Source organism: Gordonia sp. X0973, from assembly GCF_013348785.1.
Taxonomy (GTDB): Bacteria; Actinomycetota; Actinomycetes; order Mycobacteriales; family Mycobacteriaceae; genus Gordonia.
Genome location: NZ_CP054691.1, coordinates 1,621,262 through 1,639,685, shown reverse-complemented (window position 1 = coordinate 1,639,685; position 18,424 = coordinate 1,621,262). Strand labels below are relative to the sequence as shown.

14 protein-coding genes are annotated in these 18,424 nt (G+C 70.0%); all 14 read right to left on the bottom strand.

Going from position 1 to position 18,424, the window contains the following annotated elements:
* Nucleotides 1–373: 373 nt before the first annotated feature.
* Nucleotides 374–1,681 (bottom strand): tyrosine--tRNA ligase, encoded by a 1,308-nt coding sequence (gene tyrS, locus HUN08_RS08045; protein WP_124248255.1) that lies wholly within the window; start codon nucleotides 1,679–1,681, stop codon nucleotides 374–376.
* Nucleotides 1,678–1,893, bottom strand: a complete 216-nt coding sequence (locus HUN08_RS08040; protein WP_124248254.1) for a Trm112 family protein — start codon at nucleotides 1,891–1,893, stop codon at nucleotides 1,678–1,680. Before HUN08_RS08040 ends, tyrS begins: the two co-directional genes overlap by 4 nt.
* 69 nt (nucleotides 1,894–1,962) lie before the next feature.
* The gene (locus HUN08_RS08035) at nucleotides 1,963–4,941 is read right to left on the bottom strand and encodes an AMP-binding protein (RefSeq protein WP_301546943.1); all 2,979 of its coding nucleotides are present in this window, start codon (nucleotides 4,939–4,941) and stop codon (nucleotides 1,963–1,965) included.
* A 110-nt stretch (nucleotides 4,942–5,051) separates the two neighbouring features.
* Nucleotides 5,052–6,482 carry an argininosuccinate lyase gene (argH, locus tag HUN08_RS08030; protein WP_124248253.1) on the bottom strand — a complete coding sequence of 477 codons (1,431 nt, stop codon included), beginning with the start codon at nucleotides 6,480–6,482 and terminating at the stop codon, nucleotides 5,052–5,054.
* Between the two features lie 7 nt (nucleotides 6,483–6,489).
* Nucleotides 6,490–7,689 (bottom strand): argininosuccinate synthase, encoded by a 1,200-nt coding sequence (locus HUN08_RS08025; protein WP_124248252.1) that lies wholly within the window; start codon nucleotides 7,687–7,689, stop codon nucleotides 6,490–6,492.
* 74 nt (nucleotides 7,690–7,763) lie between these two features.
* Nucleotides 7,764–8,273, bottom strand: coding sequence for an arginine repressor (locus HUN08_RS08020; protein WP_174900900.1), 510 nt, complete (start codon nucleotides 8,271–8,273; stop codon nucleotides 7,764–7,766).
* Entirely contained in the window at nucleotides 8,270–9,193 is a 924-nt protein-coding gene (gene argF / locus HUN08_RS08015) for an ornithine carbamoyltransferase (RefSeq protein ID WP_124248251.1), read from the bottom strand. The genes HUN08_RS08020 and argF overlap by 4 nt, the downstream gene beginning before the upstream one ends.
* The gene (locus HUN08_RS08010) at nucleotides 9,190–10,386 is read right to left on the bottom strand and encodes an acetylornithine transaminase (RefSeq protein WP_124248250.1); all 1,197 of its coding nucleotides are present in this window, start codon (nucleotides 10,384–10,386) and stop codon (nucleotides 9,190–9,192) included. The genes argF and HUN08_RS08010 overlap by 4 nt, the downstream gene beginning before the upstream one ends.
* The gene (gene argB, locus HUN08_RS08005) at nucleotides 10,383–11,273 is read right to left on the bottom strand and encodes an acetylglutamate kinase (protein ID WP_124248249.1); all 891 of its coding nucleotides are present in this window, start codon (nucleotides 11,271–11,273) and stop codon (nucleotides 10,383–10,385) included. Before argB ends, HUN08_RS08010 begins: the two co-directional genes overlap by 4 nt.
* Entirely contained in the window at nucleotides 11,270–12,481 is a 1,212-nt protein-coding gene (argJ, locus tag HUN08_RS08000; RefSeq protein ID WP_124248248.1) for a bifunctional glutamate N-acetyltransferase/amino-acid acetyltransferase ArgJ, read from the bottom strand. The genes argB and argJ overlap by 4 nt, the downstream gene beginning before the upstream one ends.
* Entirely contained in the window at nucleotides 12,478–13,515 is a 1,038-nt protein-coding gene (gene argC / locus HUN08_RS07995) for an N-acetyl-gamma-glutamyl-phosphate reductase (protein WP_124248247.1), read from the bottom strand. Before argC ends, argJ begins: the two co-directional genes overlap by 4 nt.
* A gap of 31 nt (nucleotides 13,516–13,546) precedes the next feature.
* A complete protein-coding gene (locus HUN08_RS07990; protein ID WP_124248246.1) occupies nucleotides 13,547–14,857 on the bottom strand; it encodes an isoprenylcysteine carboxylmethyltransferase family protein in 1,311 nt (436 codons plus the stop codon).
* Nucleotides 14,857–15,888, bottom strand: a complete 1,032-nt coding sequence (locus HUN08_RS07985; protein WP_124248245.1) for a hypothetical protein — start codon at nucleotides 15,886–15,888, stop codon at nucleotides 14,857–14,859. Before HUN08_RS07985 ends, HUN08_RS07990 begins: the two co-directional genes overlap by 1 nt.
* Before the next feature lie 30 nt (nucleotides 15,889–15,918).
* The gene (gene pheT / locus HUN08_RS07980) at nucleotides 15,919–18,405 is read right to left on the bottom strand and encodes a phenylalanine--tRNA ligase subunit beta (protein WP_124248244.1); all 2,487 of its coding nucleotides are present in this window, start codon (nucleotides 18,403–18,405) and stop codon (nucleotides 15,919–15,921) included.
* Between the last annotated feature and the right edge of the window lie 19 nt (nucleotides 18,406–18,424).

The following is an 18,424-nucleotide window of genomic DNA, read 5'->3' as shown; positions in this document are numbered from 1 at the left end:
AACAATCCAAAAAACAAACTGGCATCAAAAAACAATGACACCACAAAAAATATGGCATCAAACAACAAAATTTGTCACACACTATCGAGTTCTCAAAGAACACACACCCCCGCGACGTTGCCCATCGGGCCCGTTCCGCGAAGCTACCCCAGGGCGCAGTAAGTAACCACGTCCTCGTTCTCGGGGTTTGGCGCCGCTTGATCCGTTTCCCAACATCGGAACCGGTCTCAACGACTCGGGTTACCGATGTTACCAGGCGCGGTGGCAATCTCCAAATCGCTGAGGCGATCCGGTTTCTGCTGCTCGCTGCGGTGCGATTAGTAAGTTACACAGGTTGCACGACCAAGGTCAAATCGACTGGTCAGAGACCTTTTCACGCGTCCTGTTCGGCACCGATGCGCGCACCGGCGAAGGTCTTCTTTCCGCGTCGGAGCACCAACCACCGTCCGTGCAGGAGGTCGTCGGCCGTCGGCACCCAGTTCTCGTCGTCGATCTTGGCGTTGTTGACGTACGCGCCGCCCTCACCGATCGTCCGCCGGGCCGCCTTGTTCGAGTCGACCAGTCCGCTGTCGACGAGGAGTTCGACGATCGTCGGCCGGGCCTCGGTCGGGTAGGCGGCGACGCTCGTCTCCCCCAGCGCGGCGGCGATCGTCGGTTCGTCCAGACCGGCCAGTTCGGCGCGCCCGAACAGGGCCGCACTGGCCTGTTCGACGGCGGCCGTCTGGTCGGCGCCGTGGATCATCGTGGTCATCTCGGCCGCGAGCCGCTTCTGCGCCAACCGCAGGTGCGGCTTCTCCTCGGTGGCCGCGGCGAGTTCGTCGATCTCTTCTCGGCTCAGGAAGGTGAACCACTTGAGGTAGCGCACCACGTCGGCGTCGGCGGTGTTCACGAAGTACTGGTACCAGGCGTACGGCACGGTCAGCGCGGGGTCGAGCCACAAACTCCCCCCACCGGTGGACTTGCCGAACTTCTTGCCGTCCGACGATGTCACCAACGGCACCGTGAGCGCGTGCAGCGAGGTCCCGTCGAGTCGTCGGGCAAGATCGACGCCGCCCACGATGTTTCCCCACTGATCGGATCCGCCGATCTGCAGCGTGCATCCGTATCTGCGGTTGAGTTCCACGAAGTCGTTCGATTGGAGCAGCAGGTAGCTGAACTCGGTGTAGCTGATCCCGTCGCTCTCGAGTCGTCGCTTCACCGTCTCCCTCGCCAACATCACGTTGACGGAGAAGTGCTTCCCCACGTCGCGCAGGAACTCCAACGCGCTCAGGTTGCCGGTCCACTCCATGTTGTTGACGACGACCGCCCCCTGCGGGGAGTCGTCCATGCGCACGAAGCGCCGCAGCTGCCCGCCGATCCGATCGGCCCACTCGGCGACGGTGTCGGTCGAGTTCATGGTCCGCTCACCGACGTCGCGGGGGTCGCCGATCAGTCCGGTGGCGCCGCCGGCCAGGACGATCGGCCGGTGGCCCGCCTCCTGGAAGCGCCGCAGTGTCAGCAGCGGCACCAAGTGGCCGGCGTGCAGGCTGGCGGCGGTGGGGTCGAAGCCCGCGTACAGGGTGACCGGCCCGGCGGCGAGATGGTCCCGCAGCGCGTCGAGGTCGGTGGATGCCGCGATCAGACCGCGCCACTGCAATTCGTCGACGATGTCGGTGACACCGCCGACCGCCGTCTGCGTCACTGCTGCGCGCCGGTGAGAGCGGCGTGTTCGGCGTCGTCGACCGGACGTGCCTCCCCGGCCAGCATCACCGGGATTCCGTCGGCGTCGATCCGGTACGCCACGCGCAGACGTGGGTTGTACAGCTCGTCGCCGGCATCGATCAGCGGGCCGTGATCGGTGGGACAGACGAGCCGTTCGCGGACGATCGGATCGATTTCAGCAGCGCGGGACATAGGTGCGGTTCTCTCCGGTGATCAGTGCGGCCGACTGGACGAAAGCCACTCTAGCGGCCGGGGCGGGCACTACTGCCACCCGCGCTCGGCGGCCACCGCCTTGGTGAAGCGGCGATAACCGCCCTGCTCGTCGCGGTACCAGACGCGCACCCCGGGTTTCGGCACGCCCTGGGCGACGAGTTCGCCGGTCAGCGGGCGATACGACTCGCTCAGCGCGATCTTGTCCACCAGGCGGATCAGGTGTGGCCGCTCCGCGGCGGGCAGACCGCCCAGCGCGACGCGCAAGGAAGACACCGTGATCGCGTCGGCCTCGCCGTCGCGGGCGGTGATCGCGGCGACGGCCAGGTCGTCTCCCCCGTTCTCGGCGCCGCCGCCGACCTGCGTCCGGTACACCGCCACGAGGTCGACACCGCGCGCACACGACAGTGCCTGCTCGATCGGCGGGCGGTAGACCGGCCCGTCCTTCGAGACGACGACCGAGGGGATGGCCCCCATGTACCAGAGGTCGCCCTGCGCATCGGTGCGGAACAGGTGGTTGGACACCTCCCAGCGGTCGTGCTTGGCGAAGACGTCGGCCAGGACCGGCCCGTTCGTGGCGAAACGCAGGCGTGCGGCCGACAGCAGAACGCCCACCTCGTCCGGCCGGGCCTCCTCGATGAAGCCGTCGGCGCCGACCCGCAGCGAGTCGCTGCCCCGGTCGACCCCCGCGACCTTGACGTCGGAGGTCTCCGGCAGCGGGCGCCCCATCGCCCCCAGCTTTGCGCCGGAGACGTTGGACAGGATCGCCGAGCCGTCCGCCGTCGCGAAGAACTCCAGCACGTGGGCCCGTGGGAAGGAGTCGAGCACCTCCGACCACAGCCCCATCGGCATACCCGAGCCCATGAACAACCGGATCGGGTTGTGCTGGTTGATCTCGAACTCCGGCGAGCGCACGATCTCGCGCATCATCGTCCAGGTGTAGGACACCACCGTGATCCCGTAGCGGTGTACCTCGGTGGCGAAGGTCTGCGCGTCGACCCCGTTCGACAGCGCGATGCGCGACCGGCCGACCAATGTCGCGCCGAGGGTCGTGAGCAGACCCGACGGATGACTCAGGGGCGGCAGGCAGTACACCGTGTCGTTGTTGGTCAGCCCGGCCGCAGTCGCGGCACCGAAGGCGGACACCGCGAACCGGTGGTTGGTCACCGGCCACGGGGTGAGTTCGAACGTCGCGCCGCGGGTGAACAAGATGAAGGCGAGGTCGCCGGCCATCCCCGGGTCGGGTCGGTACCAGGACGGCATGTCGACGGCGGCCGGGTCGATCTGCTCCATGTCGACCACCGACTCGCCGTCGGCCGCCTCGATCACCCGCGCGTCGCCGCTGCCGCCGCCGAGGACGAGCACCCGACCGGAATGGGCCCGCGCGATCTCCAGGTGGTTGGGATCGGCGATCACCACCCGCGCCTCGGTGAGCGTGATTCCGGCACCGATGTCCAGGTCGGTGGTCAAGAGCACCCCGACGGCGCCCAAGCGGGAGAGCGCGGCGACGACGACGAGGGCGCTGGGGCGGGTGTCCATCAGGACGCCGACGCGCTGGCCGGGCCGGATGCCGCAGGAGATCAGACCCGCCACGACGTTGTCGATGCGGGTGTTGACCTGGTCGTGCGTGAGAACGCGGTCCTCGAAGAGGAACAGTTCCTTGTGCCGGGCGCGACGGTTGTTCTCCGACATCAGCTTGCCCAGCGAGATCCGCGTGCTCGGCTGGATCTGACCGAGGCGGAACAGTCGCGGGACCGTCCGGACCGATTCGGCGGCGATCGCGCGCGAGGTGCGCTGCACCGACACCGCCGAGTCGACGATGTCCCGCCCGGCCGTGACACCGGCGTCGGCGACGGCGTTCAGGCCGTGCTGGACCCGCGAGGCGAGGGTGACGCCCGAGCCCGGACCCGAGGCGACGTCGGTCATCGGCTCGATGTCGGCGGGCCGCTCCCCCGTGCCGTCGCGCCAGCGGATCCACTCCGACGTCGTCGGCCAGGTCTGCGATCCCGAGACCGACCCGACGACCAGCCCGAAGTGTCCGACGGGGAGGCGGGACTCCCACACGTCGGCCTTGGGGGCGGCCCGCAGGATCCCGCGCACGGCGGCCGGCTGGCCGATGTCGTCAGCATCGCCGACGAAGGCCAGGACCGGGCAGGTCACCTCGGCCAGCGTGACGAGGTCGCCGTTGATGACGAACCCACCCGACATCATGCGGTTGTGCGAGACGAATTGGCGCAGCAGCTCGGCCACGGCCGGACCGGACCACGCCACCCAGCCCTCGGCCTCCAGGAAGCGGCGCTGGTCCTCGCGCGGGAGCAGTGCGTCGCGGTCGTGCAGCTGGCGCAGGAAGTCCAGCCGGCTGCGCGCGGTCTTGACCGGGTCCAGCATCTGGAAACCGGTGCGCGCCAGCCAACCGGGAATCGAGATGTGCGGGAAGACCTTGTCGGCGAGGAACTCCGCGCCCGGCGCCACGATCCCGGCCGGCAGCCCCAACGGCAGGGCGGCCAGGACGTCCACCGGGGAACCGTAGGTGATGACGCTGGCCAGCCCCTTGGAGCGGCGCAGCGCGGCGCACTGGTAGACGAACATCCCGCCCTGCGAATAGCCGGCCAGGTGGACGTCGCGACCGGTGGCCTCGCGCACGATGTCGACGATGCGCGACAGCGCGACGATGTGATCGGCGAGGGTGCGCTCCATCCCACCCTCTTCGCGATCGGGGGACCCGAAGTCCACGACCCACGGGATGATGCCGTTGCGGTGCAGTACCGACACCGCCCCCTTCTCCTCGGTGACGTCGTAGATGTTGGCCGAGACCATCATCGGGTGGACGAGGATCACGTGGGGGCTGTCGGTACCGGGGTCGTCGGGGAAGTAGCGGCGCAGCCGGAACATCTTCTCGGTTTCGACGACCTGGTACGGCGCGGGTTGCGTACCCGTCTCCAAGCCGCCGAATCGCAGTACCTCGAGTCCGTTCTGCGCCGTGGCCAGAACCCGGTTGACGGCCCCGCCGATCCCCAGTGGAAGCTGCACCCTTCACCCTCCCTATCGGTGATGTCCCAAATGCTCGAATCCGCGTCGGGCCGGATGGCGACTCGGCGCGGATCAGTGATCCACGTCACTCTACGCCCGACGGGAAACGTCTAACTCCAGCGCCCGGCGTGCTCGCCGAGTCCGGTCCGCACGTCGGCGAGCTGGCGGGCGACCGCGGTCGGCGCGGTCCCGCCGTGGGCGTCCCGGGAGTCGATCGAGCCGCGCACCGTGAGCACCTCCCTGACCTCGGCGGTAAGCGACGGATTGATGGCCGCGAATGCCGCGTCGTCCAATCCGGCGAGGTCGGTACCGGCCTCCTCGGCGGCCCGCACGCAGGCGCCGGCCGCCTCGTGCGCCTCCCGGAACGGCACGCCGCGCCGGACCAACCACTCGGCGATATCGGTCGCCAGGGTGAATCCCGCGGGGGCGAGTTCGGCCATCCGATCGGCGTGGAAGGTCAGTGTGCCGACCATCCCGGCGATCGCGGGCAGGAGCAGTTCCAGCTGCGCGACCGAGTCGAAGACCGGTTCCTTGTCCTCTTGCAGGTCGCGGTTGTAGGCGAGCGGCTGTGCTTTCAACGTGGCCAGGAGCCCGGTGAGGTTGCCGATCAGCCGACCGCTCTTGCCCCGGGTCAGCTCGGCGACGTCGGGATTCTTCTTCTGCGGCATGATCGAGCTGCCCGTCGACCACGCGTCGGCCAGCGTGACATAGCCGAACTCGGGTGTGCTCCAGGCGATGACCTCCTCGGCCAGCCGGGACAGGTCGACGGCGATCATCGCGAACACCCACGCCGCCTCGGCGGCGAAGTCGCGCGAGGAGGTGGCGTCGATCGAGTTGGCCATCGGACCGTCGAAGCCGAGATCGGCGGCGATGGCCGCCGGGTCGAGGCCGAGCGAGGAGCCCGCCAAGGCCCCCGACCCGTAGGGCGACACCGCGGTGCGCCGGTCCGCGTCGGCGAGACGCTCGAGATCGCGCAGCAACGGGTGGACGTGGGCCAACAGCTGGTGGCTCAACAGCACCGGCTGAGCCGCCTGCAGATGGGTCTTGCCCGGCATGACGACATCCGGGTTGGCCGCGGCCTGGTCCACGAGCGCACCCGCGACGTCGAGGACCCCGCGCGCGACCCGGGTGAACGCCTGCCGCAGCCACATCCGGAACAGCGTCGCCACCTGGTCGTTGCGCGAACGCCCGGCGCGCAGGCGCCCGCCGAGTTCCGGGCCGACCCGCTCGATGAGTCCGCGCTCCAATGCCCCGTGGACGTCCTCGTCGGAGTCGGCCGGGCGGAACTCCCCGCTCTCGACGTCGGCGGCGAGCCGGTCGAGACCGGCGAGCATCCCGGTCAGATCACCATCGGTGAGCAGTCCGGCCTTGTGCAACACGCGGGCGTGCGCCTTGGATGCCTCGACGTCGAAGGGCGCGAGCACCCAGTCGAAGTGGGTGGACTTGCTCAGCGCGGCCATCGCGGCGGCCGGGCCGTCGGCGAAGCGGCCGCCCCACAGCGAACCCTCGTTGGTCTGGCCGGTGGAGTCCTGCGAACTCATCGGCGCGTCACAGCCCCAGGTCGCGCCGGGCCGAGATCTTCGACGAGAGGCCGTGCAACTGGACGAAGCCCTTGGCATTCGACTGGTCGAAGGTGTCGCCCTCGTCGTAGGTGGCCAGGTTGAAGTCGTAGAGCGACTCGGCCGAACGACGCCCGTTGACGATGATCGCACCGGCGTGCAGCACCAGGCGGATGTCGCCGGAGACGTGCTCCTGGGTGTGGTCGACGAAGGTGTCCAGCGCGCGCTTGAGCGGCGAGTACCAGAGGCCGTCGTAGACCAGCTCGGCCCACTTCTGGTCGATGTGGCGCTTGTAGCGGCCCAGCTCGCGCTCGAGGGTGACGTGTTCGAGTTCCTCGTGCGCGGTGATCAGCACCATCGCGCCGGGCGCCTCGTAGATCTCGCGGCTCTTGATGCCGACGAGACGATCCTCGACGACGTCGAGGCGGCCGACGCCCTGCGCCCCGGCGCGGCGGTTCAGCTGCTCGATGGCCTCGAGCACCGAGACCGGCTTGCCGTCGATGGCGACCGGGCGGCCCTTGTCGAAGCTCAGGATCAGCTCGTCGGGAGCGTTGAAGTTGACCGTCGGATCCTCGGTGTAGTCGTAGACGTCCTTGGTCGGCGCATTCCACAGGTCCTCGAGGAAACCGGTCTCCACCGCGCGGCCCCACACGTTCTGGTCGATCGAGAACGGCGAGCGCTTGGTAACGTTGATCGGGATCGCGTTCTCCTCGGCGAAGGCGATGGCCTTCTCCCGGGTCCACGCGTAGTCGCGGACCGGCGCGAGTACCTCGAGTTCCGGGGCAAGGGTGTTGAAACCGACCTCGAAGCGGACCTGGTCGTTGCCCTTGCCGGTGCAGCCGTGGGCGACGACCGTGCCACCGTGGTCGCGGGCGGCCGCGACGAGGTGCTTGACGATCAGCGGGCGGCTGATCGCCGACACCAACGGGTACCGGTCCATGTAGAGGCCGTTGGCGGTGATCGTCGGCAGGCAGTAGTCGTCGGCGAACTCGTCGCGGGCGTCGACGACGACGGCTTCCACCGCACCGCAGTCGATGGCACGCTGCCGCACGACCTCCATGTCCTCGCCGCCCTGGCCGAGATCGATGGCGACGGCGACGACTTCCTTGCCGGTTTCCTTGGCGATCCAGCTGATCGCGACGGAGGTGTCGAGGCCTCCGGAATATGCCAGGATGACGCGTTCGGCCATGGGTTGAGTACTCCTCGGTCTATCGGGTGATTGCTTCTATTGTGCTGGCCGGGCGGCGGCGTCGGTACGCCGGGTCACCCCACCAGTTCTTGCAGGTGTTTCGCCAGTTCAGCACCGGTCATCGGCTCGCGCGCGGCGACGAAGATGGTGTCGTCGCCGGCGATGGTGCCGACCACCTCCGGCAGGCCGGCGCGATCCAGGGCGCTGGCGAGGTATCCGGCGGCACCCGGCGGGGTGCGCAGCACCGCGAGCTGGCCGCTCGCATCGGTGCCGACGAGCATCTCGCCGAGCATGCGCGCCAGGCGGGCGGTGCCCCCGACGACGCCCCGAACCGGCGAGCCGTCCTCGGGCACGACGTAGGCCCACGGCCCGCCGTCGGGGCCGCGGAGCTTGACGGCGCCGAGCTCGTCGAGGTCGCGGGACAGGGTCGCCTGGGTGACGTCGACCCCCTCGTCGGCCAGCAGCGCCGCCAGCTCGGTCTGCGAACCGACCGTCTGCCGCGAGAGGATCGCGCCGATCAGCGCATGACGTCCGGCCCGCGTCGTGGCGCGGGCGTCGGCCGGCATCGGACTCGCGGAGCTCATTGGTTCGCCAGCAACCAGACGAGTAGGGCCTTCTGGGCGTGCAGGCGGTTCTCCGCCTCGTCGAAGACGACGCTGGCCGGACCGTCCATCACCTCGTCGGTGATCTCGTCGCCGCGGTGCGCGGGCAGACAGTGCAGGACGATCGCGCCGTCGGCGGCGTGGCCGAGCAGCTCGGAATTGATCTGATAGGGCCGGAACGGCGCGGCACGATCCTTCCCGTCCTCCTCCTGACCCATCGAGATCCAGGTGTCGGTGACCAACACGTCCGCGCCGGTGGCGGCCGCCACCGGATCGGTAACCACCGCCACCGATCCCCCGGTCAGCCGGGCCCGCTCTGCGGTGGCGGCGAGGATCGCCTGGTCGGGGGTGAAGCCCTCGGGGCCGCTGACGCGCACGTGCATCCCGGCGGTGACGCCGCCGAGCATCAGCGAGTGCGCCATATTGTTGGCCGCGTCCCCCAGATAGGTCATCGTCAGGCCCGCCGCGCCGCCCTTGTGCTCGATGATCGTCTGCAGGTCGGCGAGGATCTGGCACGGGTGGAAACTGTCGGAGAGCGCGTTGACCACCGGCACCGACGAGAACTCGGCCAACTCCTCGAGAAGTTCCTGCCCGAACGTCCGCCACACGATCGCGTCGACGAACCGGGACAGGACCCGCGCGGTGTCGGCGAGCGTCTCGTCGCGGCCCATCTGGGTCGACGACGTGTCGACGACGACGGCGTGGCCGCCGAGCTGGGCGATCCCCACATCGAAGGAGAACCGCGTGCGGGTGGAGTTCTTGTCGAACAGCACGGCGACGCCCCTGGGCCCGGCCAGCGGCTGATGGGCGAACGGATCGGCCTTCAGTTCCGCGGCGAGTGCGAGCACCTGCGCCTGCTCGTCGGGCGTCAGGTCGTCGTCGCGCAGGAAGTGGCGGGTCATTTCTCTCCTTGAAATGCGTTGTCGAGGATCGACGGCAGCGCGTCGACGAATGACTGCGCCTGCTGCTCGGTGATGATCAGCGGCGGCGCGAGGCGCAGCACATTCGCGTCGGGGGCGTTGATGAGGAATCCGGCCGCGCGGGCAGCGGCCTCGGCCTGCTTCGCGATGTCGGCGCGCAACACCACGCCGAGCAGCAGCCCCGACCCGCGGACGTGGTCGACCAGCGGGTGATCGAGTGCCTCGATCCCGCTGGCCAGCGACTTCCCCACCGCCCCGACGTGTTCGACGATCCCCTCGTCGTCGATGGTCCGCAGCACCGCGAGCGCGGCAGCCGCGCTCATCGGGTTGCCGCCGAAGGTGGTGCCGTGCATCCCCGGGCCGAACAGCCCGGCCGCACCCGGTCCGGCGATCACCGCCCCGATCGGGAACCCGCCGCCGAGTCCCTTGGCCAGGGTCATGACGTCGGGGACGATTCCGGCGGCCTGATGGGCGAAGAAGGAGCCGGTGCGCGCGACCCCGGTCTGCACCTCGTCGAAGATCAGCAGCGCGCCGCGTTCGGCGGTGATGCGCCGCGCGTGCGCCAGATAGTCGGCGGGCGGGACGATGACGCCGCTCTCACCGAGGATCGGCTCGAGGATCACCGCTGCGGTGTCGGCGCCGACCGCCGCGTCGAGGGCCTGCGCGTCACCGTAGGGCACGAAGGACACCCCGGCGGGCATCGGTTCGAACGGCGCCCGCTTGGCGGGTTGGCCGGTCATCGCCAGCGCACCCATCGTCCGCCCGTGGAAAGCCTTCTCGGCGGCGACGATCCCGCCGCGCCCGGTGAGGCGGGCGAGCTTGAAAGCGGCCTCGTTGGCCTCGGTGCCCGAGTTGCACAGGAAGACGCGCGAACCGTCGACGCCGAACTTGTCGAGCAGCCGCTCGGCGAGTTCCACCGCCGGTGGGGAGATGTAGAGGTTGGAGGTATGGCCCAGCTGTGCCATCTGCCCGGTGACCGCCTCCATCACCGCCGGATGGGCATGCCCGAGCGCATTGACGGCGATGCCGCCGAGCAGGTCGAGGTATTCGCGCCCGTCGGCATCGGTCACCGTCGCACCGGTGCCGCGGACGAGGGCGACCGGCGGCGTCCCGTAGTTGTTCATCATCGCCGCGTCCCAGCGCTGCTGCCAGGCCGCGGTGTCGGTGCCGGTCATTGCTGCTCTCCGTTCTCGTCGACGGTGGTGCCGAGGGATTCGTCGTCGCCCGCGGTCAGCAGGCGGGCCAATACGGCATGCGGCTCGCGGCCGTCGATCACGTGCGCGGCCCCGACGCCGCCGCGCACCGCCCGCAGGCAGGCCTCCATCTTGGGGATCATCCCCGAGTCCAGCGACGGCAGCAGCCGCTCCAACGCGTCGGCACCGATATGCGCCGTCAACGACGAGCGGTCCGGCCAGTCGGTGTAGAGCCCGGGCACGTCGGTGAGCATGACCAGCCGCTGCGCGCCGAGCGCCTCGGCGAGCGCGCCCGCCGCGGTGTCGGCGTTGATGTTGTGCGCGACGCCGTCGCGATCCGGGGCGATGGTCGACACGACCGGGATCCGGCCGGCGGCGATCAGGTCATCGACGGCCGAGGTGTTCACCGACGTGATGTCGCCGACCAACCCGATGTCGGTGTCCTGCCCGTCGACCACGACGGTCCGCCTGGTGGCGGTGAACAGGTGTGCGTCCTCGCCGGTGATGCCGACGGCATAGGGGCCGTGGGCGTTGATCAGGCCGACGAGTTCGCGGCCCACCTGCCCGAACAGCACCATCCGCACGATGTCCATCACCTCGGGCGTGGTGACGCGGAAGCCGCCGCGGAACTCGCCGGCCAGCCCGACGCGGTCGAGCATCGTCGAGATCTGCGGGCCGCCGCCGTGCACGACCACCGGATGGATGCCGCAGGCCCGCAGCAGCACCATGTCGTCGGCGAAGGCGGATTTGAGCGCGTCGTCGACCATCGCGTTGCCGCCGTACTTCACGACGACGACCCGCCCGTGCAACCCCTGCAGCGCGGGTAACGACTCGGCGAGCAACCGCGCCCGTTCGAATGCGGCGCTCATGACGAGTACGCCGAGTTCTCTTCGACGTAGGCGTGGGAGAGATCCGTGGTCCGGATCGACGCGGTGCCCGGTCCGATTCCCAGGTCGACGAGGAGGTGGATATCCGCCCCGGACAGGTCGACCTCGCGCGCGCCGGGCACCCCGACGCCGTTGCGGCAGACCTCGCTGCCGTTGAAGGAGACGGCGATTTTGTCCGGGTCCAGGTCGATCGGGGCGATGCCGACCGCCGCCATGATCCGCCCCCAGTTGGGATCGGATCCGAACAACGCGGTCTTGACCAGCGAATCGCGTGCGATGGTGCGCGCCGCGATCAGCGCCTGCTGCTCGTCGTTCGCGCCGGTCACCTCGACGACGACCCGCTTGGTGACGCCCTCGGCGTCGGCCATCAGTTGAGCGGCGAGGTCGTCGCAGACGGCGAACACCGCGGCGTCGAGGTCGTCTTGATCCACCCGGATCTCACTCGCACCCGAGGACAGCAGCAGGACCGTGTCGTTGGTCGAACAAGCGCCGTCGACGTCGAGCCGGTCGAAGGTCTTCGCCGTCGCGCGCCGCAAAGCCAGGTCGAGTTGGTCGGGGTCGACGAGGGCGTCGGTGGTCAGGACGACGAGCATGGTCGCGAGCGCGGGCGCCAGCATGCCGGCCCCCTTCGCCATGCCGCCGACGTTCCAACCGCCCCGGTGGTGGACCGCGGCCTGCTTGGGAACGGTGTCGGTGGTCATGATCGCGTAGGCGGCGTCGGTGCCGCCGGAGAGGCCGCCGGCCATCTCGTGCACGATCTCGGTGACGCCGGCCAGCACCTTGTCCATCGGGAGCCGGTCTCCGATCAGCCCGGTCGAGCAAACGGCGACCTCGATGGCACCGGTCTCGGTCCCCCAGTTCGACAGCTCGCGCGCCACGGCCTCTGCCGTCTGATGCGTGTCGCCGAAGCCTTCCGGCCCGGTGCAGGCGTTGGCCCCGCCGGAGTTGAGGATGACCGCGCGCAACCGCTTGGTCTCCAGGACCTTCTGCGACCACAGCACGGGCGCCGCCTTAACACGATTGCTCGTGAACACGCCGGCGGCACCGTACTCGGGGCCCTCGTTGAAGACCAGGGCGAGATCGTGGTTGCCGCTCGCCTTGATGCCGGCCGGGATCCCCGCGGCGCGGAAGCCCAGCGGTGCGGTCACCCCCTGGGTGCGCAGGAGCCGGTAAACGGGTTCGGTTGTCACGGGGCCACTCCCACGGTGGTCAGGCCCTCGGTTTCGCCGAACCCGAGGGCGAGGTTCATCGACTGGACTGCGGCGCCGCCGGTGCCCTTGGTCAGGTTGTCGACCGCGCCGACGGCCACCAGCGTCCCGGCGCGCTCGTCGACGGACACGGCGAGTTGGACGGCGTTGGAGCCGATGACCGACGACGTGGCGGGCAGTTGTCCTTCGGGGAGAAGGTGGACGAACGGCTCGTCCGCGTACGCCTTCTCATAGGCGGCCCGGATCTCCGACTCGGACGCGACGGTCCGCGCCGTACAGGTCGCCAGGATCCCCCGCGACATGGGTGCGAGGACCGGGGTGAACGACACCGCGACCGGTGAGTCCGCGGCGTCCGACAAAGCCTGGGAGATCTCCGGGGTGTGCCGGTGGGTGCCGCCGACACCGTAGGCGCGTGCCGAGCCGATGACCTCCGAGGCGAGCAGATCGACTTTCAGCGAGCGCCCGGCCCCCGATGTGCCGCTGACGGCGACGACGGTGACGTGCGGGTCGACGAGACCGTTCGCGAGCGCGGGCAGCAGCGAAAGGATCGACACCGTCGGATAGCAGCCGGGGACCGCGATCCGACTGGCCGATGCGAGCTTCTCCCGGTTGCCCGGAAGCTCGGGCAGCCCGTAGGGCCAGGTCCCGGCGTGCTCGCCGCCGTAGTAGGTCTCCCAATCGTGGGAGTCGGTGAGCCGGAAGTCGGCGCCGCAGTCGATGATCAGCGTCGCGGGCGGCAGGGCGTCGGCGATCTTCGCCGACGTGCCGTGCGGGAGGCCGAGGAAGACGACGTCGTGCCCGGCCAACACGTCGGGGGTCGTCTCGTCGAGCACCCGGTCGGCCAGCGGCAGCAGATTGGCGTGGTGCTCGCGCAGCAGCGTCCCGGCATTGCCCCCGGCGGTGAGCGCGCCGATCTCCACCTCCCCGGACGCGACGCGGGGGTGCCCCAGGAGCAAGCGCAGGATCTCGCCGCCCGCGTACCCGGAGGCACCGGCGACCGCTACGGAAATCGTCATGGAATCATTATGCGCGCTAATGCAATTGTATTCACGATTGGGTGGGCGCACCCGTGCTGCCGCGAGTCCCGATCGCGCGCGGCCCGCCACCGCAGGCGTCGACCAGCAACTGGAGTATCGGTGCGATCACCGGCGCACCGATGACCCATCCGACGACGGCCCACGCCAGGTTGACGTGTGCCAGCGTCGCCGCCAGGGCGCGCAGGCCGTCGCGCCGGTCCCCGCGTCCGGATACGTAGCGCATCCTGCGGAGATGCCCCGGGTAGTCCTCCGCGTCGCAGATGGTCAGCCCAACCGGCTCGTGCGCGACGATCCAGCCGGCCAATTCGCTGCACGGGTCGCAGCCGCGGGCCAGATAGACCCGGGCGGGCGGGATCGTCGGCATGGGCCGCCAGTGGGGCAGCCAATCCCGCACCGATGACCGGTACGCGCTCCACGCACGGCCGAATCTTCCGGCCAGTGCCTCATCCTCGACCCACGCGGCCATTCCCGACGAGAAGGCCGCGGCCACCACCGCGGCGACGACCAGGATCGGCATCGACAGCACGACCGCCGTGATCAGGATCAACACCGTTCCGCACAACTGCATGGGATTCGCGACGTAGGCGTACGGGCCGGTGGTGACCAACGAGTCGGGCGGATCCCACGGCCAGGGCGTCCCCCCGGCGCGCACGAACTCGACGACCGCCGCCAAGGCGACGAGGCCGACGACGAGGGCCAACTGAATGGCGATGACGTCGAGGGCGCCGCCGACCCGGTGGTCGCCGCCGGCCAGCCAAGCGGTGGACGGACCGTGCTCGGCGGCCGCGCCACCCAGCACCGGGATAGCGGCGAACAGCACGGCGGTGAAGAGCACGACTTGCAGGGCGACGCGAAGCCGTAGCCTGGTACGACTCAGCGTGAGCCCGGCCAACACCAACCCGGGGACCAGGCAGGTGAGGACCGCGGCGGTCTCGCCCCACCACCAGTCGTCGCGCAGCACGACGACCGGGTGCAGTGCGGCCATGCCGTACAGGTCGACGAGTACCAGGCCCACCGCCGAATATCGCAGCGGGATCCATCGCGATGCCAGCACCGGAATCATCGACCACGCCACCGCCCAGGCGACGAGCAGGTCGAGGGGGATCCGCATCAACGCCGGGCCCCCGTTCGCGAAGGCCCACCACCCCGTCTTCACGGCCAGGATGTTCAGGGCCGTCAGGCCGATCAGGTTCCAGAGCAGCGCGAGGACTGCGGCGCCTCGTCGACGATGGTCGGCGTCGGCGAGCCACAGCCCGGCTGCGAGCACGACCGGCACCAGCACGATCAACGGGCGCAATGCTGTGACGTCGACGTGCGGCATCAGGTGTGGTGGGCGTGCTGCATCGGATCGGGTGCCCGGGTGTCGACGGCGCGGATCAGGTAGTCGCCGGCCCGCTGGGTGACGAACCGCTCGATCGGGCCGAAGTACCAGGACGGAGACAGCAGCCGTGTGTAGTGCTGCTGCCATCGGACCTCGCTGCGACCGGCGCCGGCATCGCGCCAACTCACCTCGATCCGATCCCACCGCAGCCAGGTGGCGACGGGCGTCGTATCGGAGACCGGCACGAATACGACGGACCGATCGGTGCGCGCCGCGACGCGCAGCACCAGCGCCGACGGATGGGTACCCCAATGGTGCTGGGCTATCGGGCCGTGGCGGTGGTGTGCTCCGTCGAACTCGATGGTCCGCAGATCGCCGACGGCGAGCCCGCCGCTGTCGTGACGGGGCACCGGGAACCCGATCGCGAGAATCCCGGTCCGCGGTGTCGCGTCGAACCGCATCGGCAGCGCCAGCGCGTCGGCCACCCGGTCTTCGGGGACATCGATCGTCCGGGTGGCGGTGGTGGTCGCGGCACCGGGGAACGTAAGCGCGGGCGTGGTGCCCTCCAGCGCCATCGCGACGAGCATCACCGGCGCGATCAGCAGGAACGGCCCCCGATCATCGGGCCCGGCGGTGCGGTACCGGTCCAGCGACGCGGTGGCGAGGTACACGAACAGGTAGAAGATCGGCGCGGCCATCAGGACGCAGCACGCCCCCTCGCCGAGCACCGGGACCGAGAGGAGGAGCAGGATCGTGGTCACCTTCATCGCCATCCCGGCGGCCCGGCCCGCCGGCGCGGTGAGCACCAGGACGAGGGCGAGGACGATCGGGATGCCGACGTAGAGGGCCGCCGACTGGTATTGACCTTCATGCTTGACCAGTCGGTAGGCCAGTGCACCACAACCGAACGCGAGGACGAGCCCGGCGACCGCCCATTGCGAGCCGGACGGCCGATAGCCCCGGACCGGCTCGGCCGGTGGCCCGAACTCCCCGGGGAACTCGTCGCGGGACGGCGGATTCTGGTTGGTCATTGCGATCACCCTAGCCGGGCGATCGAGTCCTCAGCGCAGACGCGCGCCCACCGCGCTCGCGGCGTGCTCGACCGCGGCCATCTTCGCCGCGCTCGCCTCGTCTTCGGTGAGGGTGCGATCGGCGGCCCGGAACCGGAGCGCGAAGGCCAACGACTTCTTGCCTTCGCCCAGCTGGTCACCGGTGTAGACGTCGAAGAGTTCCAGCGATTCGAGCAGTTCGCCCGCCCCCTCGCCCAGTGCGGCGGCGACGCGCGCCGACGGCACGTCGGCGTCGACGACGACGGCCACGTCCTGCAGGACCGCCGGGAACACCGAGAGACTCGGCGCCGGGAGCTTCGTCGACGCCCCGAGCGCGTCGATGGACAATTCGAGCGCACACGTCCGTTTCGGAAGGTTGGCCCGCTCGCACACCGCCGGGTGCAGCTCGCCGGCCCATCCGACGGTCACCGGCTCCCCGTCGTGCGTGGTGACGACGCGGGCGCACCGCCCGGGGTGCCACGGCAGGCGGTCGTCGGCCTCGAGTTCGACGTCGACCCCCGCGGCGCGCGCGATCGAACGGACCGCCTCGAATGCGTCGGCGGCATCGGCGGCGCGACCGGGACCCCACGGTCCGGCGGGTTCGGCCAAGCCGGTCAGGACCGCGGCGACGTGCAGCGGCTGGTCGGGCAGACTCGCGTTCAGGCGGGCGATGTCGGCGTCGGACGGACGGTGGGTCACGTCCAGTGCCTCGACGGTCTCACCGCTGCCGGTGCCGCCGAGCACGATCTGGCCGATGGTGAACAGAGCCAAATCGCGCTGACCGCGGGCGATGTTGCGCCCAACCATCTCCAGCAGCCCGGGCAGCAGGGTCGTGTTGAGTTCGGGTCGATCGGACTCGAGCGGGTTGAGCACCGAGACGCTGGCGCGGCGCGGGTCGTCGGACGGCAGTCCCCAGGTGTCGAACACCCCCGCCGGCATGAACGGGTACGGCAGCACCTCGGTGAAGCCGTCGAGCGCCAACGTGCGTCCGATGCTGCGACGGCGGCGCTGCTCCGGCGTCAACCCGTGGCCACCCGGAGCGCGCGGCACGACGGCGGGGATGTCTTCGAGCCCCTCCAGGCGCAGCACCTCCTCGACGAGATCCGCCGATTGGCGCAGGTCGGGTCGCCAGGACGGCGGGGTGACCGCCAGCAGCCCGTCGTGTTCCTCGACCGCGCAACCGACCTCGCGCAGGCGCCGCGCCGAGGTGCCCTCGGGGTAGACGATCCCGGCGGTGCGGTCGGGCGCGTCGGCGGCAAAGGCGATCACCGGGGTCGGCTCGACCGGCAGCCGCTCGTCGGTCCACGCGCTCTCCAGCGTTCCGCCGGCGATCTGGACGATGAGTTCGGCCGCGCGCGCCGACGCGCGGGCGGTGATCTCCGGATCGACGGTCCGCTCGAACCGTTTGGCGGCCTCCGAACTGAGCTTGTGGCGCTTGCCGGTGCGGAAAACGCGAACCGGGTCGAAGGTGGCCGACTCCAGGAGCACGTTGACGGTTTCGTCGCCGACCTCCGTCGACGCTCCGCCCATCACACCGGCCAGGGCGATCGCCCCGGACTCGTCGGCGATGACCACGTCCTGCGCGTCCAGGACGCGCTCGGCCCCGTCGAGGGTGGTCAACTTCTCCCCCGCATGCGCGTTGCGCACGGTGATGCCGCCGCGCACGCGATCGGCGTCGAAGGCGTGCAACGGCTGTCCCGACTCGATCATCACGTAGTTGGTGACGTCGACGATCGCCGAGATCGGGCGGATCCCTGCGATGAGCAGGCGCTTGCGCATCCACCACGGCGAGGCCGCCGTCGGGTCGACGCCGGTGATGACGCGCGCCGTGTAGCGGGTGGCGCCGGTGGCGGGGTCGATCTCGACGGCGGTGCCGCCGTCGCCGGCGACTCCCGGATCGATGTCCGCCCCGGGCTCGCGGAAGCCGACGCCGAGGCTGCCGGCCAATTCCCGTCCGAGACCCCGGACCGAGAAGGCGTATCCGCGGTCGGGGGTGACGTTGACCTCGATCGCGGTGTCCGGCAAGCCGAGGAAGGCGCGCGCGTCGTCGCCCGGCTCGGCCGACCCGGCGGGCAGTACCAGGATGCCGGTGTGGTCGTCGCCCACGCCGAGTTCGGTGACCGAGCAGATCATGCCGTCCGACGTCTTGCCGTAGGTCTTGCGCGAGGCGATCTGGAATCCCCCCGGCAGCGTGGTTCCGGGCAGCGCGACGACGACGAGGTCCCCCTCGGTGAAGTTGCGCGCGCCGCACACGATTTCGCGCGGGGCGTCCTCGCCGACCGCGACATGGCAGAACCGGATCGGCTTCTTGAACTCGGTGAGTTCCTCGATGCTCTGCACCCGTCCGATGACGAGCGGGCCGTCGATCGCACCGAACGGCTCGACGTCCTCGATCTCGAATCCGACGCGGACGAAGGCAGCGTCGATCTGCTCGGCGGTGAACGGCTGGGCCTCGGTGGTGTCGAGAACGTCGGTCAACCAGGACTGGGGGACGCGCACGGTGGTTGCTGCTTTCGGT